Genomic DNA, 22,181 nt, shown 5'->3' on the forward strand with positions numbered 1-22,181 from the left:
CCGTCAGCGATGACGGATCTGAGGGGCAGAACCTGTTTTCGGGGGTCGGTTCGGCTGTGATTTTCTTCTCGGGCGCTCGCGTGGGAAGCTCCAGAAATGAAGAGCTCGCTGGTCCGTTTCTGGGCACTGTCAGGTTCGATCGGACTCGTCGCGGCGGGGTGCGCCGGATCTGACGAGGCGCCCACCGCCGAGCCGGTCTCGACCGATGTCGCCGCCCCCACCACCGAGCCGTCGACCACCGAGCCGTCCACGACCGACGCGCCACCCGAGACGACCAGCGAGACCAGCGTCGCGCCCGAACCAGAACCCGAGCCCGAATCGGAGCCCCAACCCGAGCCCGAGATCGAGCCGGAGTTACAACCGGTTCGGGGTGGCACGCTGACCATGCTGCTCGACGCCGAGACCGACACCTGGGACATCCCGAACTCGAACTGCGCCACCTCGTGCATGACGATCATGAAGCAGGTCGCCGATCCGCTGCTCGCACTCGACGAAGACGGCGCACTCGAGCCGTTCCTCCTGGAGTCGTTCGACGTCGACGCCGACTTCACCGAGTGGACGCTCACCATGCGCGACGGGGTGGTCTTCCACGACGGCACGCCCGCCGACGGTGCTGCACTGCAGCGCAGCCTCACCGAGATGGCCAACGGCGCCGTTCAGGGACAGGTCTACGTCAAGCTGCTCGACGGGACCAACAGCATCGAGCTCGTCGACGACATGACCGTGCGGGTCACCTTCCGCGAGCCGACCGCGAGCTACGGGCACCAGCTGACCGAATGGACCGGTTGGCTGCTCGCTCCGTCGTTCTGGGACGCCCCCGACAAGGCATCGGCGTTCCCGGTCTCGACCGGTCCGTTCGCCATGACCGAGTGGACGAGAGGCGAACGAACCGCGCTGGCGGCGAACGACGAGTACTGGCGGACCGACGCAGCGGGGGAGGCCCTGCCGTACCTCGACGAGGTGATCTTCCGGCCGGTACCCGACGTGTCGACCCGGCGCACGATCATGGAGTCGGGCGACGCCGACGTCAACGCCGACTCGTTCCCGGAGAACCTCGAGTTCTGGGAGACCGACTGGGTCGACCAGGGCAACGGCCTCGCCGAGCGGTCTCCCGATCGCGACGTCGAGTTCTTGATGTTCAACTCGTCGGCGCCGCCGTTCGACGACGTCGACGTGCGTCGTGGGCTCGCGCTGTGCACCGACCGAGACGAGTACATCACGTTCCGGGCGCCGGGCACCGCGAGGGCCGATGGGCCGTTCGCGCCCGGCTCGATCGGCCACCTCGACGACACGGGACTTCCCGACTTCGACGCCGCGGCGGGCACTGCGCTGTTCGACGAGATCGGACGGCCCGACCTGCTCGTGAGCGTCACCAACGTCCCTGCTCAACTGCTCACCGCCGAACTGTTCGCCGATCAGTGGAGTCGCAACTGCGGTCTCGACGTCGGTATCGACGCGTTCGAACAGACCGAGTTCATCACGAAGGCACTCACGGCCGACTACCAGATGCTGTTGTTCCGCAACCACGGCAGCGGCAACCCGGCGCTCGAGACCGTCTGGTGGCACAGTCGACACGCCGAGGGGTTGGCGACGAACTTCGGACGCATCATCGACCCGGAGATGGACCGCCTGATGGAGGCGCTCGACGCCACCGACGACGTCGACGAACTCGACGCCATCGCCCAGGACGTCAACCGACTGTTCGGAGCGCAGGTCTACAACCTCTGGCTCAACACGGGGGAGTGGGCGCTCCCGTATCGCAGCGGTGTGCACGGCGTCGGCGAGATCTCGCTCGAATCCGGAAACACCCAGCGTGGGGCCGTCGGTGGTCGAGTCTGGCTCCACGAAGCATGGATCGAGTCGTGAACGAATATCTCCGAGCAACGATCGCGTGACTCTTTCCGAGGATGATTTCGCTCCCCGTGTGACGGGTGACATACTCTGCTGCAAGACAACGAACCCATCCGGGGTTCGGTGAAGGGGGAACTCATGAAACGATCGATACGTCTCGTGGTCGCTCCGCTCGTTGCGGGTGCGATGATCGCCGCCGCATGTGGCGGCAGTGATGATGAAGGGAGCGACAGCTCCGACGCGCCGGCCGAAACGCCTGCCGACGAACCGGCAGACGAGCCGACAGACGAACCGGCAGGTGAACCGACAGACGAGCCTGCCGATGAACCGGCGGACGAGCCGTCCGACGAACCTGCCGACGAGCCCGCCGACGAACCGGCGATGGAAGAAGAGATGGCCATCCAGCGCGGTGGCATCCTCACCTTCCTGCTCGAAGCAGAATCCGACACGTGGGACATCCCGGGCGCGAACTGCGCCGTGTCGTGCATCACCGTGATGAACGCGGTCGCCGACCCGCTCACCATCGTGACCGACACGGGCGAGATCGAGCCGTTCCTGCTCGAATCGTTCGAGCCCAACGACGACTTCACCGAGTTCACGCTCGTGATGCGCGATGGCGTGACCTTCCACGACGGAACCCCGGCCGACGGCGCCGCCGTTCACCGCAACCTCATCGAGATGGCCAGCGGTCTGCTCCAGGGCCAGGTCTTCTTCGACCTGCTCAACGGCACGCCGCTCAACGCTGCGAACCCCGGTGCGGTCGAGGACAGCATCGTGCTCAACGACGATCAGTCGGTCACGGTCAGCTTCAACAAGCCGTTCGCCACGTTCGGCAACAACCTCGCCGGCCGCACCGGCTGGTTGATCGCCCCGAGCTTCTGGGACAGCGAGAGCCGCGCCGGTGACCTCATGATCGCCACCGGCCCGTTCACCATGGAGAACCAGGTCCGTGGCGAAGTGACCGAGCTTCGTGCCAACCCGAACTACTGGCGTACCGGCCAGGACGGCCAGCCGCTCCCGTACCTCGACGGTGTCGACTTCCGTCCGGTGCCCGACGTGTCGACACGTCGCGCCACGATGGAGGCGGGTGACGCCGACGTCAACGCCGACAGCTTCGGTGAGAACCAGGAGTTCTGGAACACCGAGTGGGTCGAGGCCGGCAACGGTGTGGTCGAGGAGGACCCGGCACGTGAAGTCGGGTACCTGATGTTCAACAACTCCAAGCCGCCGTTCGACGATCCCGACGTTCGTCGTGCGCTCACGCTGTGCACCGACCGCAACGAGTACCTGACGTTCCGTGCGCCGGGCAACGCGTTGGCCAACGGACCGTTCGCGGAGGGCTCGCTCGGCTACATCGAGGACCCGGGCTTCCCGCAGTTCGATGCCGATGCCGGTAACGCACTGTTCGACGAGATCGGTCGCCCCGACACCATCGTGTACGGCACGACCAACGTCCCGTCGAACCTGCTGACGGCCGAGCTGTTCGCCGACATGTGGAACCGCAACTGCGGTCTCAACGTCGAGATCGACCAGTTCGAGCAGGCCGAGCTGATCACCAAGGCGATCACCGGTGACTTCGAAGTGTTCGCGTGGCGCAACCACGGTCAGGGTCACCCGGGCCTCGAGCTCGTCTGGTGGCACAGCCGTCACGCCGAAGGCCTCGCACTGAACTTCGGTCGCCTGGTGAGCCCCGAGATGGACGAACTGCTGCTGCAGTCGTGGACCACGGTCGACCCGGCCGAACTCGACACGATTGCCCAGGACATCAACAAGCTGTTCGCCGAGGGCGTGTTCAACATGTGGCTCAACACCACCGAGTGGGCGAACCCGTACCGCGCCGGTGTCCACGGTCTCCAGCACATCACGCTGGAATCCGGCAACCGCAACCAGCAATCGCTCGCAGGCCGCGTCGAAGTCGACGAAGCCTGGATCGAGAGCTGATTCATCCCTAGCGCAGCGGAGGTGACGTCGACACCGATCGACGTCACCTCCGCCAGCGTTCCGCACCGCTGACTCTCCACGTCGACGAGGAATCACATGATCCTGACCCTGCTGCTGGCCATCCTGGTCGGCCTCTTCTTCATACTGCGCTGGCGCATCGACACGCGCTACGCCGCACAGCGCGTCGGAGGCGCAGCCATCGTGCTGATCCTCGTCACGCTCGGCACGTCGGTCCTGATCCGTCAGGTCCCCGGTGAGCCGTGTGAGATCGCGCTGGGTACCGCCGGTTCGCCGGAGGCCGTGGCCGAGTGCATCGAGGAGCAGGGCCTCGACGAGAACGTGCTCGCTCAATACGGCACTTGGAGCAAGCAGGTGCTCATCGACAGCGATCTGGGGTACGCCTTCTACAAGAACAAAGAACCGCTGTCCGACACGATCAAGCAGCGCCTTCCGCGTACCGCGTTTCTCTTCCTCTACAGCCAGTTGATCGCACTGTTCCTGGCGGTACCCCTCGGCATCTGGTCGGCGTATCAGGCCGGCAAGGCCTCGAGGAAGATACCGATCTGGGCGTTGGGGGTGATCGTGTTGCCCCTCTACATCATCGCCGAGTTCATGCTCGGTTGGCTCCTCACCAGCGTGCTCGCCGTCGCGTTCATCATGCCGGTGTTGATCTTCAACTTCTTCCGAGGCGGCGTCGGCGGTGACACCACCGTCAACTTCTCGGCGTTCGTGCTGTTGTCGATGCCGGTCTTCGTGATCGGCGAGACGCTGCGCTACGCCTTCGCCGTCGAGCGCGACGTCTACCAGCTCACGGGATATGCGCCGCTGAGCGACGGCATCTTCGAACATATCAAGTCGATCTGGCTCCCGGCGGTCGTGCTCGGCCTCGCCGCCACACCGGTGTACCTGCGCCTGCTGCGCGCCGACATGATCCAGAACCTCCAGCAGGACTTCGTGTCGGTCGCCAAGGCCAAGGGCATGTCGAACACGCACATCCTGCTGCGCCACGTGCTGCGGCCCTCGACGGTGACGCTCATGACGGTGCTCGGGCTCAACATCGCACAGCTGGTCAACGGTGCGATCGTGGTCGAGTTCATCTTCGACTTCGACGGCATGGGTGGCTATCTGATCGAGGCGGTGGCTCGACAAGAGTTCTTCGCCGTGCAGACCATCGTCGCCCTCGTGGCGATCATCTTCGTGGTGACCAACATGATCATCGACGCCCTCTACAACGTCGTCGATCCTCGAGTGAAGGCGGCTGAAGGATGACCAACGTCGCAGAGCAACTGTCGACCACCTCGACGAAGGTCGTCGACCAGAAGGTCGGCGGCAAGCGCGAGAGCAACATCGTGTTCTGGGCGTCGGCGTCGTGGTTGATCGTCGTGGTCGGGTTCGTGCTCCTCGGTGAGCTCAACCCGCTCGTCAAGGACCCGACGCTGCGCGACGCAGCCAACATCAACGCTCAACCGATCCTGACCAATCTGTTCAAGACCGATTGTCTCAACGCTGAGGCGGGCGAGTCCTGCGTCGAGATCGGCGGCCTGATGGGCAACACCGGTCTCGGACAGGACGTGTTCTCTCAGATCGTCGTCGGCGGTCGCATCTCGATCTTCGTGGCGCTCATGGTCACGGCGATCGGCATCGGCGTCGGCGGCACGATGGGGCTGCTCGCCGGCTACCTGAAGGGCAAGGTCGACATCGTCGTCCAGATGATCATCAACACGACGCTGTCGGTTCCGGCGCTGCTGCTCGTGATCTTCATCGTCACGGTGCGCGGCAAGACGCTGACCAACGTGATCCTCGCGGTGAGCCTGCTCGCCATACCGGCCCTCGCCCGCATCGTGCGGGCCAGCACCCTGCAGGTCGCCGATCGAGAGTTCGTCAAAGCGGCCGAAGTGCTCGGCGTCAAGAAGATGTCGATCCTGTTCCGCGAAGTGCTGCCCAACGTCATGCCGACGCTGGTGTCGTTCGCGTTCCTCACGACCGGCATCATCCTCGTGGTCGAGAGTTCGCTCGCCTTTCTCGGGCTGAGCGTCCCGCCACCCGACATCACCTGGGGGTCGATCATCGCCAACGGTCGACCGAAGTTCCAGGACGCACCGCACGTGGTGTTCGCCCCGGCGATCATCCTGTTCCTGACCGTGTTGGCGCTCAACCTGGTGGGTGACCGATTGCTCAAGCGCTTCGACATCCGGGAGGCAAGCCTGTGAGGTTCTGCAGCGTTCCCCGGCCACGCATGCCGCGTGTCCACGATCGAAACGGGGTGTCCGCATGACCGCCACGATGCTCAAGGTCGACGATCTGACCGTCGACTTCTCCACTCCCGCCGGCAACCTGCGTGCCGTCGACGGCGTCACCCTCGAACTCAAGGAAGGCGAGAGCTACGCGATCGTCGGCGAGTCCGGGTCCGGCAAATCGGTGTTCTCCCGAACGCTGATCAACCTGCTGGCCGGCAACGGCACGCGCACGGGCCGGATCGAGATCGGCGGACGTGACATCGACACGCTGACCAAAGCCGAACGCAAGCACTTCTTCGGCGTCGAGGTCGCCATGGTCTTCCAAGACCCGATGACCTCGCTCAACCCGGTGAAGCGCATCGACGCGCAACTCACCGAGGCGATGCGCTACCACCTCGACATCTCGAAGTCGGAAGCCAACGAACGAGCGATCGCGCTGCTCAAGCAAGTGCACATCCCGTCGCCCGAACAGCGCATGCGGCAGTACCCGCACGAGCTCTCGGGCGGCATGCGTCAGCGCGTGGTCATCGCCATGGCGCTCGCCTGCGAACCGCGCCTGCTCATCGCCGACGAGCCCACCACCGCCCTCGACGTCACCGTGCAGAAGTCGATCCTCGACCTGCTCGACGAGCTGCGCGTCGAGCGCAAGATGTCGATGATCCTGATCACCCACGACCTCGGCGTCGCCCGAGGCCGGGCGGATCGTGTGGGCGTCATGTACGCCGGTCGCCTCCTCGAGGTCGGACGCACACAGCGTCTGTTCGACGACATGCGTCACCCGTACACGCAGGCGCTGCTGCAGTCGATTCCGAACCCGGCCAGGCCGAGTCACTCGCGCCTCCAGCCGATCCCCGGTCGACCGCCGAACCTGCTCGATCCGCCACAGGGCTGCGCGTTCGCCGCCCGCTGTCGCCATGCACGGCCTGACTGCCTCAACGCCAAACCGCCGCTCGAAGGCGAGTTCGGCGAGCACCAGTTCGCCTGCTACCACCCGGTCGGCACCCCCGACGGTGACGCAGCGCTTCGAGCGAACCTCGACGCTGGAGAGAATGCCGCCGGCTTGCCGATGGCCGAAGTCGTGGGAGAACTCGTCTGATGGCCGGCTCAGGAACCGCACACCTCCGTGACACCGACGACGTGCTCGTGCGCGTCGAGAACATGGTCGTCGAATTCCCGATCTCGGGTGGCACGGTGCACGCCGTGTCCGACGTCAGCTTCGACCTCGTCGAAGGCGAGACGCTCGGCATCGTCGGCGAGTCCGGCTGTGGCAAGTCGACCACCGCTCGCGCCACGATCCAGCTGCCGAAGCCGACCTCCGGCTCGGTCTGGTTCAAGGGTCGCGACATCAGCAAGCTCAGCGACGAAGAGATGCGCCGGGTGCGCCCCGAGTTCCAGATGATCTTCCAGGACCCGATCAGTTCGCTCAACCCGCGACGCACGGTCACCGAGATCATCTCCGAAGGTCTCCGGGTGTGGGGCCCGAACGACTCGTGGTCGCTCGACACCGTTCCGGAACTGATGGAATCGGTCGGCATCGACCCGCGATACGGCGAACGCAAACCGCACCAGTTCTCGGGCGGCCAGTGTCAGCGCATCTCGATCGCTCGGGCGCTCGTCCTCGACCCGAAGGTCATCATCTGTGACGAGCCGGTGTCGGCGCTCGACGTGTCGGTGCAGGCCCAGATCCTGAACCTGCTCGAAGACATGAAGGCGCGCTACGGCGTCAGCCTCATGTTCATCAGCCACGACCTGTCGGTGGTGAAGAACATCTCCGACCGCGTGATGGTCATGTACATGGGCAAGACCTGCGAGATCGCCGGCTCCGACGAACTGTTCGACAAGCCGGTGCACCACTACACGCGGGCGCTCATGGCGGCGATCCCCGGTGCCGAGGTCAACGTCGAAGAGCAGACGCTCGACGGCGAACTCCCCTCGGCGATCAACCCGCCTGCAGGCTGCCGCTTCAACACGCGGTGCCCGGCCGCCACCGACCGGTGCCGAACCGAAGAACCCCAGATCACCGAGGTGTCGGTCAACCACTACGTGGCGTGCCATCACCCGGTTCTCGGATAGCTTTCGGCCGTATGGCGTCACCTGATCTCGAGTTCTTCTTCGACCCGGTCTGCCCGTTCGCGTGGGTCACGTCACGCTGGGTCGTCGAAGTGCAGCAGCAACGCTCGTACGACGTCGAGTGGCGGTTCATCTCGCTGTGGATGCTCAACGACGACAACACGCAGGACTGGTACACACCGCAGTACCGAGCGGGGCATTTCCTGGGGCACAAGGCGTTGCGCATCGCCGATCAGATTCGACTGACCCACCCCGACCCGACGGCGGTCGGCCGCTGGTACACCGCGCTCGGCGAAGCACTCCACCGTGACGACCGCCGAGCCGAAGCCCGCGACGACAACGAGGCGTTTCTCTCGGCGATCCTCGCATCGGCCGGATTCGATGCGGCGCTCATCGAGCACGCGAACGACGAATCGCACGACGAGTGGCTCCGCGCCGACACCGAACGGTGCCTGGCTCGAACCGGCCGCGACGTCGGTACCCCGATCCTCACGTTCCGACCCGGCACCGACCGCGAGGGCAGCTTCTTCGGGCCCGTGATCTCCAAGGCCCCGACCGGTGCCGAGGCCGTCGAGCTGTGGGACGCCGTCGAGAAGTTGGCGACCAGCGGCGTCTCCGAACTCAAACGCTCCAATCGCGAACCGCTCGACTTCAGTTAGGTTGCGGGCCATGGCCCGGAATCAGTCACGAAACGGTGGTGGCAAGCGCTACCCGCGCTCGGCACGCGTCGGCGAGACGCTGCGCGAGATCATCGCCGAAGACCTCGTCCGTTTCGACGACGAGCGGCTCGCGTTCGTCACGGTCACCGGCATCGACGTCGACCCCGAACTCAACCGGGCGATCGTGTTCTTCGACTCGTTGGCCGGAGAAGACGGCGACGAAGAGATCATCGAGGCGCTCGCCGAGTACCGGATCCGGCTCCAGTCGTCGGTCGCCAAGCAGATCCGGGCCAAGAAGACGCCGATCCTCGAGTTCAAGCCCGACATGGCGATTCGGTCGGCCGAACGGATCGACGAGATCCTGCGCGCCGATCGCGAGCGTCACGGCAAGTCGTAATGGGTCGCAAGAAGCGTCCGGCGACGACGCACGGCATCGCCGTCGTCGACAAACCCACGGGCGTCACGAGCCATGACGTGGTGGCGATGCTTCGCAAGCGCTTCGACGAACGCCAGGTCGGTCACGGCGGCACCCTCGATCCGAGCGCCACCGGTGTGCTGGTCGTGGCGGTCGGCAAGGCCACCAAGCTGTTGCGTTTCGTCGAGAAGACGCGCAAGGCCTACATCGGCGAGATCGTGCTCGGCACCGAGACCGATTCGCTCGACGCCGATGGTGAGGTCACCGTCACCCACGACATGCCCGAGGTGTCGCTGGCCGACGCACAGGCGATGGTCGACGAGCACCTCACGGGTGACATCGAACAGGTGCCGCCGATGGTGTCGGCGATCAAGATCGACGGGAAGCGTCTGCACGAACTCGCTCGCGAGGGCATCGAGGTCGAACGGCCGCCCCGCCCGGTCACCATCTACTCGTTCCAGTTGATGCCGACCGACGAGCCGAACGTGTTCCTCGCTGCGGTCGAGTGCACCCCCGGCACCTACATCCGCACGCTCGCCGCCGACCTCGGTCATCTGCTCGGTGGGGGAGCGCACTTGCGCAACCTGCGCCGAACCGCCGTCGGCCGGTTCACGATCGGCGAAGCGAAGTCTCCCGACGAGTGCGAGCTGCTCCCGGTGGAGGAGGCGGTTCGCACGCTCGACCGCGTCGACATGACCGAACAGCTCGACGACTTCGTGTCCAACGGCCGTGTCCTCCCGGCATGGGAGGGCGAGGGGCCGTGGGCACTGTTCCGCACCGATGGCACGCTCGCCGCGGTGTACGAACGCCACGGCAGCACCGAAGCGAAGCCGATGGTGGTCGTCCCGCGCTGAGTTCAGCGCAGCTCAGGTCGACGCGTTGCGCAGCGCCTTCTTGTCGATCTTGCCGAACACCGTGGTCGGGAGCTCGGCGACCACGTGGACCTGCTTGGGCACCTTGTACTTCGCGAGATCGGTGCGGCAGGCGGCGATCACTCGATCGACGATGCCGGCATCGTGCTCGTCGGCCACCACGTAGGCGATGACCGCTTCGCCCCAGTCGGGGTGCGGCACGCCGACGACGGCGACCTGCTGCACGCCGGGCACGTCGACGATCGCGCCTTCGACCTCGGACGTGTAGACGTTCATGCCACCCGAGATGATCATGTCGTTCTTGCGGTCGAGCAGGTAGAGGTAGCCGTCGGCGTCGAGGCGCCCGATGTCGCCCGTGAACAACCAACCGTTGCGCAACGTGGTGGCGGTTGCGTCCGGGCGATTGTTGTAGCCGACCATCGTGTACGGGGTGAGTGCGGCGACCTCACCGATCTCTCCGACGGCGACGTCTTCGCCGTCGTCGCCGACGATGCGGACCTCGGCGAGCGCAACGGCCTGGCCGCAACTCGACAGCCGGTGGACGACGTCGGGGTCGGTCGAGTGGTCTTCGCGCCGGAGCCTGGTGATGAAGTTCGGCGCTTCGGACTGGGCGTAGAGCTGCATGAACACCGGGCCGAAGATCTCGAGCCCCTGGCGCAGACGGTCGACCGTGATCGGCGCAGCGCCGTACAGGATGGTGCGGAGCGAGCCGAGGTCGAGCGTGCGACCCTCGACGGCATCGAGCACCCGGTAGATCATCGTCGGCACCATGAACGTGTAGGTGACGCGGTCGTCGGCAATCCGTTGCACGACGAGCTCCGGGTCGAACTTCTGCTCGAGGAACACGGTGGCGCCACGCAGGAACGCCGTCTGCAGGAGGAATCCGGCGCTGTGCGGCAGCGGTGACATGAGGAGCAGCCGCTCGTCGTCCTGCATGCCCGTTTCGATCACGTGCGAGCACAGGTTGAGCGCTAGTTGCCGCTGGAGGTGCATCACACCCTTCGGCTTGCCGGTGGTGCCACCGGTGTAGATGATCAATCCGAGGTCGTCTTCGGTTGGATCGCTGTCGGGGACGGTGGTCGGCAGCTGTTCGACCGCGGCGTCGAGGGCGACGACGGTGACCCCCGAGGGGATGGCGACCTCGGAGCGCTGCGCGGCGTCGTCGACCGTCACGATCGCTCGCAGGTCGTCGGAGCCGGCCGCGGCGGCCGCGTCGAACATGCTGGCACCGGCGATGGCGACGGTCGCACCCGAATCGGTCAGGCAGTGGGCGATCTCCTTGGGGGAGAGCATCTCGGTGAGTGCCACACGAGCGGCACCGATCCGGGCGATCGCCTGATCGGCGATGACGTAGTCGGGGCCGTTCGGCAGCAGCATCGCCACCGGCTGGCCCGGCCCGACACCGAGATCGAGGAGGAGGTGACCGAGCTGGTTGGCTCGGTCGGCGAGTTCACCGTACGTGTACGACCGCCCGTCGTGCACCAGTGCGACCTTGTCGGCGAAACGACGTGACGCCGAGGTCAGCAACTGTTTGACGGTCATCGGAAGACCGTGGGGGGTGGTCATGCGACGAACGGGCGGTCGAGTCCCGGGAGGCGGCCCGGGCACGTACGGGTGAACATCATCGTCAGCCGGCCGACAGACCGCCGTCGATGACGAGCTCGGAGCCGGTGACCCAGGTCGACTCGTCGGATGCGAGGTAGAGGACGCCCCAAGCGACGTCCATCGGAACGCCGGGGCGGCCGAGGGGGTGGACTTCGCCGAGCGCATCGAAGAAGGCGTCGCGGTCGCCGGTGTTGTCGCCGAGGTGCTGGACCATCGGCGTCCACGTGTAGCTGGGGTGCACCGAGTTGACCCGGATGTTGTAGCCCGACTTGGCGACGTGCAGCGCTGCCGACTTCGTGAACAGGCGGACGGCGCCCTTCGACGCGTTGTACGCCGCGAGGTTCTCGATGCCGATGAGGCCGGCGACCGACGAGATGTTGACGATCGATCCGCCTTGCGGATCCTGGTCCTTCATGACCTTGATCGCAGCGCGCGTGCCGAGGAACACCGCTTCGCTGTTGACGGAGTTGCAGAAGCGCCAGCCGTCGAGCGTCGTGTCTTCGACGGTCGCATCGAGCACGACCCCGGCGTTGTTGACGACGACGTCGAGTCGGCCGTGACGCTCGACGATGCCGGACGTGATGTCGTCCCACAGGGCTTCGTCGGTGACGTCCTGATGGATGTACTCGGCCGTGCCGCCGTCGGCGTTGATGGCCGCGGCGACTGCTTCACCCTCTTCGTCGAGCATGTCGGTCAAGATGACCGTTGCGCCCTCGTTGGCCATGGTGCGGCCGGTTGCTTCGCCGAGCCCTCGTGCCCCTCCCGTGATCAGTGCGATCTTCCCTTGAACTCGTCCCACAAGAATCCCCTTCGGTCGTGTATTGGTGATGACCTGATCGAACGTACGGGGACGGCGAAACGTGTGACAGTTGTCATTGCATCATCGTGACGGTGCATTCGCGTCACTCGCTGCGGAGTGCGCCATCGGTACGGTCGAAGTGATTCCGTCACCACGTGAAGGGGCCCGCCACATGAAGATCTTGATCGTCGACGACGACGAAGCGACCGTCACCTTCATGCGCCTGGCGTTCTCGGGGGCCGGGCACGACGTGACCACGGCGACCACCGTCGCCGCCGCGCTGCAACTCGCGGTCGATGACCCTCCCGACGTGGTGCTGACCGACCTGACCTTCAGCGAAGCGGACTCCGGTGGCGAGCTCGGCGGCGGGCTGGCGTTGGCCCGAGCGTTGCGAGCGTGTGCGCCGACGCGCACCGCGGGGCTGCTCGCGGTGAGCGGGGCCGACGCGCCCGACATGGTCGCAGCCGTCGACGACACCGGGTTCGACGGGTTCGTGTCGAAGCCCGTCGACCTCGCGTCACTGCTGGAGCGAGTCGATCGTCTGGCCGTCGCTGTGGCCGAGCGTCGTGCCGCTGAGGGCGGCATCGATCACCCGTAGAGCCGCGGGGATGTCGAGCGGCTTGGTGAGCAGTTCGAGATGCCGGGGCGCCGGGTCGGGCACGGCGTCGGTGCCGGCCGTGAGCACCAGCACCGGAACCTCGGTGTCGGTCACCCGGATGTCGTCGAGCAGGTCCCATCCCGATCGGTCGGGGAGTCCGATGTCGAGGAGCACCAGGTCGACATTGCCGCGGCGAAGTTGGGCGCTGCCGTCGGCGGCGGTCGATGCCGTGCGGAGCTCGACGAGTGGACGGAGCGCGAGCGCTGCGTGCATCACGTCGAGACAGGCCCGGTCGTCCTCGACATAGAGCACCACACCGCTCACCGGCGTGACCGCATCGGTGTCGGGGGAGTCGAGTGCGAGTGGCCGGTCGCCGACCGCAACTGCGAGTGAATCGTCGGCCGGAGGGAACTCGATCCAGAAGCTGCTGCCCACGCCGACGGTGCTGTCGACGCCGATGGTGCCGCCCATCTCCGACATCAGGCGAGCCGACAACGACAGGCCGAGCCCGGTCCCCTCGGCACGTCCGGGCCGCTCGGGGTGCAGGCGTCGGAACGGTTGGAAGAGCAGATCGATCGACTCGGGTGCGATTCCCGGTCCGGTGTCGGTGACCGTCACCCGAACCGTTCCGGCCGACGTGGTGGCGACGTCGACATCGATGCGACCGTCGGGCGGCGTGAACTTCACGGCGTTGCCGAGCAGGTTGATGAGCACCTGGCGGAGACAGCGCCGATCGGCGAGCACGTCGTGGCGGTCGGCGTTGTGCCGATCGTGGACGAGGGCGATGTTGCGAGAGCCGGCGAGTGGGCCGACGATGTCGAGCGCGTCGGCGATGGCGTCGGCCGTGTCGACCCGCCCGATGCTCACCGAGAGTTGGCCGGCTTCAATCCGCGACAGGTCGAGGAGCTGGTCGATGAGGTCGCGCAGATGCTCACCGGCATTGACGATGTGGTCGACGCTCTCGGTGTGCTGTTCGGCGTCGAGCTTCGACAGCTGCATCACCTGGGCGAAGCCGAGGATCGCGTTGAGCGGCGTGCGCAGCTCGTGGCTGACGAGCGCGAGGAAGTCGGTCTTGGCCCGGTTCGACGCCTCGGCGGCTTCGCGAGCTCGTTGCTCGGCGAGGTGGCGACGGCTGGCGGTGATGTCGCGGACCTCGACGTAGAGACTGCGTTCTTCGGGCGCGGCCACGATCGACGTGCTCAACGAGACCCACACGTCGTGGTCGCCGGGCGGGTCGGCGAGCGGCACCTCGATGGTTGGCTGCGCCCGCGTGGTCATCGGCCCGTCGGCGATCAACTGGTCCCAGGCCGCTCGGATCAGCGGCCTCGACGGCGCGTCGAGGAGGTCGAGCATGTTCTTCGACAGCAGCGACGACTCCGAGCGACCCAGCATCCTGGAGAGCGACGGGTTGACCTTGAGCAGCGACCCGTCGAGATCGACGAGCGCGAGCCCGGCGGTGGCCCCTTCGAACGCGCTGCGAAAGCGCGACTCGCTCTCGGCGAGGGCGCCGAACAGACGGTGATGCTCGATCGCCACGGCGGCGAGATAGGTGAATCGTTTGACGAGGCGGATCGCCGCCTGATCGGGGCTCCACACGCTCGACTTGTACACGGCGAACGTCCCGAGCACCTCGCCGCCCTCCGCCGCGACGATCGGCGTCGACCAGCACGACCGCAGGTCGTGTTCGAGCGCGACGTCGCGAAAGCTGACCCAGTTGCTGTCGGTCGTGACGTCGGTCGCGATCACCGGGCGTCCGGTGTAGGCGGCGGTGCCGCACGAGCCCTGCCCGCGTCCGATCTCGACGCCGTCGATGGCGTCGCGATATGCCGACGGCAGCTTCGCTCCCGACCCGTGGTGGAGGGTGCGACCGTTGCGCAGCAGGAGCACCGAACAGGCGCTGTCGGGGAGTTGGTTCTCGATCGCTGCGACGATCGCGTCGAGCGACTCGGTCACGGGTGCCTGTCGGACCACCCGCTCGAGGATGTTGGCCTGGGCGGTCGCCTGGTCGATCGCGATCGCTCGAGCGGCGACCTTGCCGGCCGGGTCGTCGAGCAGCGGGATCGACAGTTCGACTCGGGTCGACCACTCGTCGTCGGCGTCGCTCACCGTGACGCGGGCCCCGATGTCACCGGCGAACTCGGCGATGGTCGCCAGACCGAGACCGGCGCGCGCCGACGGATTGGAGGTGCGATGCGGTGCGAACTCGGGGCGGCCGTCGGCGTCGCGCGTCGCCGGGTCGAAACCGGTGCCGTCGTCGTCGACCGAGATGCGGACGCGTGACGGGCCGATCCCCGCGTCGACGGCGATCGAGAGCCGAACTCGTCGGGCCGACGCGGTCCGGGCGTTCTGGATCAACTCCGACAGGGTCGAGGTGAGTTCGCGCTCGTCGGCGAAGACCCACGCGTGCTCCACGGTGGTGGCGATGTCGACGTCGGGCGCAGCGAGAGCGTGGCCACGGGCCACGGCGACGACGTCGACGACGGTCATCGCTCGGCGCAACGAACGGCTCGCTCGTCCGGCACGCCAGATGTCGGCATCGGCGCTGCGGGCGAGCGACGCGATGTGCGTGAGGGCGTCGTCGGGAGGTGTCGCTCCCGAGATGGCGACGTCGGCCGCGAGACCGACCACGTTCACCGTGCTCGCCAGATCGTGACCGACCTGACGGGCGGACCCCGCCACCTCGCGCCGTCGGTTGGCGATGGCTTCGGCGGCGGTGACCGCGAGCGCGAGGCCCGGCGATTCGGCGAGCGCGCCGACCTCGAGTTCGGGTGTGGGGAGCACGATGTCGGCCCCGGCGGCCTGGGCGAGCACCGCCTGGATCGGCGACGTCGCGTCGACGAGCGCGACGATCGGCGCGTCGGGTGCGTTGGCCCGATGCGTCGACACGGCGTCGGGTCCGACGACGATGCGGCACTCGCGCACCGACCGTTCGAGGTCGGACGTCATGCGATCTTTCCCATTCGACGACTTTGCCACACTCCACATCGGTGCAACACTGCCGTTGGGAGGAGACCGTCGCCGTGGACACCGCAAGCAGCCAACCCATCCGTGTGCTCATCGTCGACGACCACCGCGTGCTGACCGAGTTGCTCACCTCGGCGCTGTCGATGAGTGAACGCGTCACCGTCGTCGGATCGGTCGGCACCGCCATCGACGGGGTCCGACAGGTCGCCTCACTGCGGCCCGACGTCGTGCTGCTCGACTACGACCTGCCCGACGGCGACGGGGTGTCGGTCGTGTCGGCGATCATCGAGGCGAGCCCCGGTGTGCGGGTGCTGATGCTCACTTCGTACACCGACCCGGTGGTGTTGAGCGAGGCGATGGAGGCCGGGTGCTCCGGGTTCATCACCAAACGCAACGGCGCGTCCGAGATCCTCGCGGCCGTGCTCGCGGTCGCCTCCGACGAGACGCCGGTGTCGCCCGACATGGTGCGGGCGCTGGTGGCCAAGAACTCGGTCGGGCTCGGGTCCGACCTCACCGCACGTGAGATCGAAGTGTTGCGCATCGCCGCCAAGGGGCTCAGCAACAAGGAGATCGCCGCCGAGCTGTACCTGAGCGTCAACACGGTGCGCAATCACATGCAACACGTGCTCAACAAACTCGGCGCACACTCCAAGCTCGAAGCCACGGCCATCGCCACCCGCATCGGCATCCTCCGCCGCTGACCGCGCCTGGTCGAGCCGGGCGCGCTGGATGGTGCACTTGCACCATGGCGAATGATGCGGCCGGGTCTGTTGCGTTCGTCACACCTCCGTCACGCTGTGTTCGAAGCACCTGCGGTCGGCGCAGGTCATCGAGTGAGGAGCATCATCATGGACACCAACCCGGACACCGTCGAGTCTCGGCAGGCCGATCGAGGAGGTCGCTCGTGAAGCTGGCGCTCTACCTCCCCAACTTCCGTGACGAGGTGACCGTCAAGGAACTCGAAGACCTCACCAGCCTCGCCGAAGACCTCGACTTCGACTCGGTGTGGACGCTCGACCGCATCGTGGTGCCCGAAGCATCGGATCGCGAAGAGCTCGAGCACGCGTTCGGCCGGATGGAAGGCTTCCCGAAGGCACTGCCCGTCTCGTCCCGCGGCCAGTGGTACCAGGGTTGGCCGCTCATCCCGTGGCTCGCCGCCAAGACCTCGAAGGTTCGGATCGGCATGAGCATCACCGACACCCCGTACCGTTCGCCCGGTGTGCTCGCCGCCGAACTCGCCACCGTCGATCACCTGTCGAACGGCCGCCTGAACGTCGGTCTCGGCGCCGGCTGGATGCCCGAGGAGTTCGCCGCATCGAGCGCCTCGCACATCTACCCGAAGCGCAACAAGCACGTGCGTGAAACGGTCGAGATCCTGCAGGGGATCTGGACCAACGACGTGTTCGAGTACCACGGCGAGTTCGCCGACTTCGATCGCTGTGGGTTCGGTGCCAAGCCGATCCAGAATGATCCGCACCCGCCGATCTTCTTCAGTGGTCTGAAGGACCCGAAGCGGGCCGCGAACCGCGTCGCGAAGTACAACCTCTCCGGCTGGATCGGCATCCAGGACACGCCCGAGGAGCTCACCACCTGGCGCACCGCGATCCAGCGTGAACTCGACGAAGTCGACGGCGGCCACTCGATCGACGACCTCGAGATCGCCAGCATGTGCTGGTTCGTCATCACCGACGAGAAGAGCGATCAGACACCGATGGGCAAGGGCAGCAACATCTTGATCGGCACGGCCGAACAGATCACCGACAACCTCAAGCGACTCAAGGAAGCCGGCTTGACGATGCCGCTGTTCTGGCCTCCGTTCCAGGACGTGCCCGTCTCGAAGACGCTCGACGACATGAAGCGTCTCAAAGAGGAGATCATGCCCAAGGTCGACGCGATGTGACGCCGGCCGGCTCTGGGGTGCAGGCATTTCGGACCGCCGTTGTGCCCACCCCAGGGCTGGCAGCTAGCGTTTCGGTCCGATGCAGTTGATCAACGACCAATCGACACCCGCGTTTCCCGGCGAACGTACGGTCATCACCATCGGCGCCTACGACGGCGTGCACGTCGGCCACCAGGCGGTGATCGACCACGTGCGTCGCGTGGCGGCCGAACGCGGCTGCAAGAGCGTCGTGGTCACCTTCGATCAACACCCGGCGTTCGTCGTCCGCCCGGAGTCGGCGCCGAAGCTGCTCACCGGCCCGGCCGAGAAACTCGTCCGGCTCGAAGCGACCGGCGTCGACGCAGTGGTCATGGTGCCGTTCGGGGAAGAGCAGGCGGCCGAGAGCCCCGAGTCGTTCGTGAAGCGAGTGCTCATCGACCACCTCGACGTGGCGGTCATCGTCGTCGGCGAGGACTTCCATTTCGGTCAGAACCGCGAAGGCAACGTCGACCTGCTGCGCAAGATCGGAGCCGAACACGACTTCTCGGTCGAAGGGCTCGAACTGCTCCCGCGAGCCGACGGGGTGGACGAACCGGTGAGCTCCACGGCGATCCGCCGTGCCCTCGCCGGCGGCGACGTCTCGCGCGCCAATGAAATGCTCGGGCACACCTACGAAGTCCGCGGCCAGGTCGTCAAGGGCGATCAGCGCGGCCGCCTGCTGGGCTTCCCGACCGCCAACGTCGAAGTGCCCAACCGACTGTGCCTCCCGGCCGACGGCGTGTACGCCGGCCGATACGAACGACCCGATGGCACCGTGCACGACTGCGCCATCAACCTCGGCCGACGCCCGACGTTCTACGAGCACGCCGAGACCTCGCTGCTCGAAGCGCACCTCCTCGACTTCGACGGCGACCTCTACAGCGAGCCGGCGATCGTGCGCTTCACGCACTTCCTGCGCAGTGAGCGCAAGTTCGACGGCATCGACGCCCTGATCGAGCAGTTGCGTGCCGACACCGAACACGCTCGCACCCTGCTCATCGACGTTCGATAGCGCCGAGCGCGCATTCTCCACGGAACCGATAACATCACACGGTCCGTTTGGGCTGGTTCGGTAGTTCGCTGCACGAATCGCTGGCGCAGGCGCGATGCAGATTCGGCGACATCGCCGAACTGCGACCTCCATTTCACTACCGGAAGGCACGAGTCACATGCCCAACAAGGCTGTCACCATCGACGCGAACAAGATCCACGACACCGACACCGGGTCGCCCGAAGTGCAGATCGCGCTCATGACCGAGCGCATCACGCACCTCACCGAGCACCTGAAGAAGCACAAGAAAGACCACCACAGCCGTCGTGGTCTGCTCATGATCGTCGGTCGTCGTCGCCGCATGCTCGACTACGTCAAGGGCATCGACGTCGAGCGCTACCGCAAGATCGTCGCTGACCTCGGCCTCCGCCGCTGACAGCGACACGACTCTGGAAACGGCCGCTTCCCTTCGGGGAGCGGCCGTTTCTCGTTTTCGGGTGGTTTCGGGCATCACGCACGGTTTGGTGCGGACTCGGTACACTGCGACCTGACCGGATCGTCCGGTCGACGGAGTACAGGCGCTGGTTGCCGACTCTGAGTCGCTGTCGTGGAGTATCTGACTGTTGATCTCGGTGGACAACTGGGAACCGGTCGGCTGACTCCGCACAGAAGCCACGCGGCAGGGTGCCGCGTGATCGAAAGGAAACATCATGGCTGAAGCCATTTCCGTGTCCGGACCCATCTCTGGGACCGACAAGACACTCACCTTCGAGACGGGCAAGTTCGCCCCCCAGTCGCAGGGTGCCGTCGTGGCATCCATCGCTGGGACGAAGGTTCTCACCACTGCCAACGCCGCGAAGAGCGTGCGCGACGGCATGGACTTCTTCCCCCTGACGGTCGACGTCGAGGAGCGGGCGTACGCCGCCGGCAAGATCCCCGGCTCGTTCTTCCGTCGTGAAGGCCGCCCGACCGAGGACGCGATCCTCACGTGCCGCCTCACCGACCGTCCGCTCCGCCCGAGCTTCCCAGAGGGCTTCCGCCACGAGACGCAGGTCGTCACCACCGTGCTGGGCGCCGACCAGGTCAACCCGCACGACGTGCTCTCGATCAACGCTGCCTCGGCGGCGCTCATGATCTCGGGTATCCCGTTCGACGGCCCGCTCGGCACCGTCCGCATGGCCTACAGCCAAGAGGGCGAATGGATCCCGCACCCCACGTTCGAAGAAGCCGAGAACGGCACCTTCGAGATCGTCATCGCCGGCCGTGAACTCGACGACGGTGACGTCGCCGTGATGATGGTCGAAGCCGGTGGCTCCGAGAACGCCTTCTACTACTACGAAGACGGCGCCAAGAAGGTCACCGAAGAAGTGCTCGGCGACGCCCTCCAGGCCTGCAAGGTGTGGATCAAGGAATCGATCGCGCTCCAGCGTCAGCTGGTCGCATCGGTCATCGCCACCCACGGCCCGATCGAGCCGATGTCGTGGACCCCGGTCCTCGACTACACCCCCGAGATCATGGACGCCGTGGAGAAGTTCTCGACCGAGGCCATGAAGCCTGCCGTCACGATCTCGGCCAAGGCCGAGCGCAACGCAGCGGTCGACGCGGTCGCCGCCGACGCCGTCGCCCACTTCTGTGGCGACGATGGCGAGTTCCCCGGCCAGAGCAAGATGGTCAAGGAAGCCGTTCGCAGCCTCATGAAGAAGGTCATGCGTCGTCGTGTCCTCGACGAAGGCATCCGCATCGACGGCCGTGCGCCCGGCGATCTCCGCGAAGTCACCGCCGAAGTCGGCGTGCTCCCCACCGCTCATGGCTCCGGCCTGTTCCAGCGTGGTGAGACGCAGGTCATGAACGTGCTGACGCTGGCCATGCCCCGCATGAACCAGATGATCGACTCGTTGAACCCCAACAACGAGAAGCGTTACCTGCACCACTACAACATGCCGCCGTGGGCCAACGGCGAAACCGGCCGTGTCGGTTCGCCCAAGCGCCGCGAGATCGGCCACGGTGCGCTCGCCGCCCGTGCCGTCCTGCCCGTCATCCCGAACCAGGAAGACTTCGCGTACACGCTGCGCCTCGTCTCCGAGGTCATGGCCTCCAACGGCTCGACCTCGATGGGTTCGGTCTGCGCCTCCAGCCTCTCGCTGATGGACGCCGGCGTGCCGGTCAAGAGCCACGTGTCGGGTATCGCCATGGGCCTCATCCACGAAGACGGCAAGTACGTCACGCTCACCGACATCCTCGGTGCCGAGGACGCCATGGGTGACATGGACTTCAAGGTCGCCGGCACCGAAGACGCCATCACGGCGTTGCAGCTCGACACCAAGATCGACGGCATTCCTGCCGACGTGCTGTCCGACGCGCTCGCTCAGGCTCGCGTCGCTCGCCTGACGATCCTCGACGTGATGAACGCCGCCATTCCGGAGTCCCGCTCCGAGGTGGCCGACACCGCGCCGAAGATCACGACGATCTACATCCCGCTCGACAAGGTCGGCGAGGTCATCGGCCCGAAGGGCAAGGTCATCAACACGATCCAGCAGGAGACCGGAGCCGACATCGGCGTCGACGACGACGGCGCTCGCGGCATCGTCACCATCGGTGCGGTCGAGGCGTGGCGTATGGAGGAAGCCAAGATGGCGATCCTCAACATCGTCGATCCGCCGAAGGCCGAGCTCGACAAGGTCTACATGGGCCGTGTCGTCAACATCACCAAGTTCGGTGCGTTCGTCAACATCCTCCCGGGTCGTGACGGTCTCGTCCACATCTCGAAGATGGGTGGCGGACGTCGCATCAACAGCGTCGATGACGTGCTCGAACTCGGTCAGGAGATCGAAGTCAAGGTCGACGAGATCGACGACAAGGGCAAGGTCAGCCTCACCCCGACGAGCCCCCTCGGTGGCGACGGCGGCGACGCCGGCTCCTCGTCCGACGGTGGCGGCAACTCGGGTGGCGGCCGTGAGCGTCGCAGCCGCAACGACCGCAACGATCGTGGTGACCGCGGCGACAAGCGCAGCGACTCGGGCTCGTCGAGCACGACGACCTCCGACGTCGTCGAAGTCAGCTTCGAAGACAGCTTCGACGCCGAACTCGCCGACGAGCTCGGCGACCTCGGCCCGAAGAGCGATCGTCCGAAGGGCGACCGCGACGGTGGCAACCGAGGCGGCGGAAGCCGTCGTCGTCACCGCTGATCACGGTGATCGCTGACGTCAGCGACGTCACAACCGAATGAACGGTCGATGGGGCCGGCGAACTGCTTCGGCAGCC

18 protein-coding genes are annotated in these 22,181 nt (G+C 66.2%); 15 read left to right on the forward strand and 3 right to left on the reverse strand.

Going from position 1 to position 22,181, the window contains the following annotated elements:
• Window positions 1–96: 96 nt before the first annotated feature.
• The 9 genes from YM304_RS07980 to truB all read left to right on the forward strand — a co-directional run bounded on the left by YM304_RS07980 (window position 97) and on the right by truB (window position 10,027).
• Window positions 97–1,866 carry an ABC transporter substrate-binding protein gene (locus tag YM304_RS07980; RefSeq protein WP_015441152.1) on the forward strand — a complete coding sequence of 590 codons (1,770 nt, stop codon included), beginning with the start codon at window positions 97–99 and terminating at the stop codon, window positions 1,864–1,866.
• Window positions 1,867–1,989: 123 nt separating this feature from the next.
• Entirely contained in the window at window positions 1,990–3,792 is a 1,803-nt protein-coding gene (locus YM304_RS07985; protein ID WP_015441153.1) for an ABC transporter substrate-binding protein, read from the forward strand.
• 96 nt (window positions 3,793–3,888) lie between these two features.
• Window positions 3,889–5,061: an ABC transporter permease gene (locus YM304_RS07990; protein ID WP_015441154.1), complete on the forward strand. Its 1,173-nt coding sequence runs from the start codon at window positions 3,889–3,891 to the stop codon at window positions 5,059–5,061.
• Window positions 5,058–6,002, forward strand: a complete 945-nt coding sequence (locus YM304_RS07995) for an ABC transporter permease (RefSeq protein WP_015441155.1) — start codon at window positions 5,058–5,060, stop codon at window positions 6,000–6,002. Before YM304_RS07990 ends, YM304_RS07995 begins: the two co-directional genes overlap by 4 nt.
• A gap of 61 nt (window positions 6,003–6,063) precedes the next feature.
• A complete protein-coding gene (locus YM304_RS08000; RefSeq protein WP_015441156.1) occupies window positions 6,064–7,125 on the forward strand; it encodes an ABC transporter ATP-binding protein in 1,062 nt (353 codons plus the stop codon).
• Entirely contained in the window at window positions 7,125–8,102 is a 978-nt protein-coding gene (locus YM304_RS08005; RefSeq protein ID WP_015441157.1) for an ABC transporter ATP-binding protein, read from the forward strand. The genes YM304_RS08000 and YM304_RS08005 overlap by 1 nt, the downstream gene beginning before the upstream one ends.
• An 11-nt stretch (window positions 8,103–8,113) precedes the next feature.
• Window positions 8,114–8,758, forward strand: coding sequence for a mycothiol-dependent nitroreductase Rv2466c family protein (locus YM304_RS08010; protein WP_015441158.1), 645 nt, complete (start codon window positions 8,114–8,116; stop codon window positions 8,756–8,758).
• Window positions 8,759–8,768: 10 nt separating this feature from the next.
• On the forward strand, window positions 8,769–9,155 hold the full coding sequence (gene rbfA, locus YM304_RS08015) for a 30S ribosome-binding factor RbfA (RefSeq protein WP_015441159.1): 387 nt from the start codon (window positions 8,769–8,771) through the stop codon (window positions 9,153–9,155).
• On the forward strand, window positions 9,155–10,027 hold the full coding sequence (gene truB, locus YM304_RS08020; protein WP_015441160.1) for a tRNA pseudouridine(55) synthase TruB: 873 nt from the start codon (window positions 9,155–9,157) through the stop codon (window positions 10,025–10,027). The genes rbfA and truB overlap by 1 nt, the downstream gene beginning before the upstream one ends.
• A 12-nt stretch (window positions 10,028–10,039) precedes the next feature.
• On the opposite strand, the gene YM304_RS08025 is transcribed toward truB, so the two are convergent.
• Both YM304_RS08025 and YM304_RS08030 read right to left on the reverse strand, forming a co-directional pair.
• Entirely contained in the window at window positions 10,040–11,587 is a 1,548-nt protein-coding gene (locus tag YM304_RS08025) for an AMP-binding protein (protein WP_197536943.1), read from the reverse strand.
• An 85-nt stretch (window positions 11,588–11,672) separates the two neighbouring features.
• On the reverse strand, window positions 11,673–12,449 hold the full coding sequence (locus tag YM304_RS08030; RefSeq protein ID WP_015441162.1) for a glucose 1-dehydrogenase: 777 nt from the start codon (window positions 12,447–12,449) through the stop codon (window positions 11,673–11,675).
• A gap of 172 nt (window positions 12,450–12,621) precedes the next feature.
• Here YM304_RS08030 and YM304_RS08035 point away from each other — a divergent pair, with 172 nt between their 5' ends.
• On the forward strand, window positions 12,622–13,047 hold the full coding sequence (locus tag YM304_RS08035) for a response regulator (RefSeq protein ID WP_015441163.1): 426 nt from the start codon (window positions 12,622–12,624) through the stop codon (window positions 13,045–13,047).
• Here YM304_RS08035 and YM304_RS22220 read toward each other — a convergent pair.
• On the reverse strand, window positions 12,967–15,993 hold the full coding sequence (locus YM304_RS22220) for an ATP-binding protein (protein ID WP_015441164.1): 3,027 nt from the start codon (window positions 15,991–15,993) through the stop codon (window positions 12,967–12,969). The genes YM304_RS08035 and YM304_RS22220 overlap by 81 nt on opposite strands.
• 74 nt (window positions 15,994–16,067) lie before the next feature.
• On the opposite strand from YM304_RS22220, the gene YM304_RS24665 reads away from it, so the two are divergent.
• From YM304_RS24665 to YM304_RS08065, 5 genes are all read left to right on the forward strand, one after another.
• Complete coding sequence (locus YM304_RS24665) at window positions 16,068–16,712, forward strand: response regulator transcription factor (RefSeq protein ID WP_015441165.1); 645 nt, start codon at window positions 16,068–16,070, stop codon at window positions 16,710–16,712.
• A 203-nt stretch (window positions 16,713–16,915) separates the two neighbouring features.
• On the forward strand, window positions 16,916–17,911 hold the full coding sequence (locus tag YM304_RS08050; protein WP_015441166.1) for an LLM class flavin-dependent oxidoreductase: 996 nt from the start codon (window positions 16,916–16,918) through the stop codon (window positions 17,909–17,911).
• Window positions 17,912–17,990: 79 nt separating this feature from the next.
• Entirely contained in the window at window positions 17,991–18,941 is a 951-nt protein-coding gene (locus tag YM304_RS08055) for a bifunctional riboflavin kinase/FAD synthetase (RefSeq protein WP_015441167.1), read from the forward strand.
• Between the two features lie 157 nt (window positions 18,942–19,098).
• Window positions 19,099–19,356, forward strand: coding sequence for a 30S ribosomal protein S15 (gene rpsO, locus YM304_RS08060; protein WP_015441168.1), 258 nt, complete (start codon window positions 19,099–19,101; stop codon window positions 19,354–19,356).
• A gap of 274 nt (window positions 19,357–19,630) precedes the next feature.
• The gene (locus tag YM304_RS08065) at window positions 19,631–22,105 is read left to right on the forward strand and encodes a polyribonucleotide nucleotidyltransferase (protein WP_015441169.1); all 2,475 of its coding nucleotides are present in this window, start codon (window positions 19,631–19,633) and stop codon (window positions 22,103–22,105) included.
• The last annotated feature ends 76 nt before the right edge of the window (window positions 22,106–22,181 follow it).

Source organism: Ilumatobacter coccineus YM16-304 (assembly GCF_000348785.1).
GTDB lineage: Bacteria > Actinomycetota > Acidimicrobiia > Acidimicrobiales > Ilumatobacteraceae > Ilumatobacter_A > Ilumatobacter_A coccineus.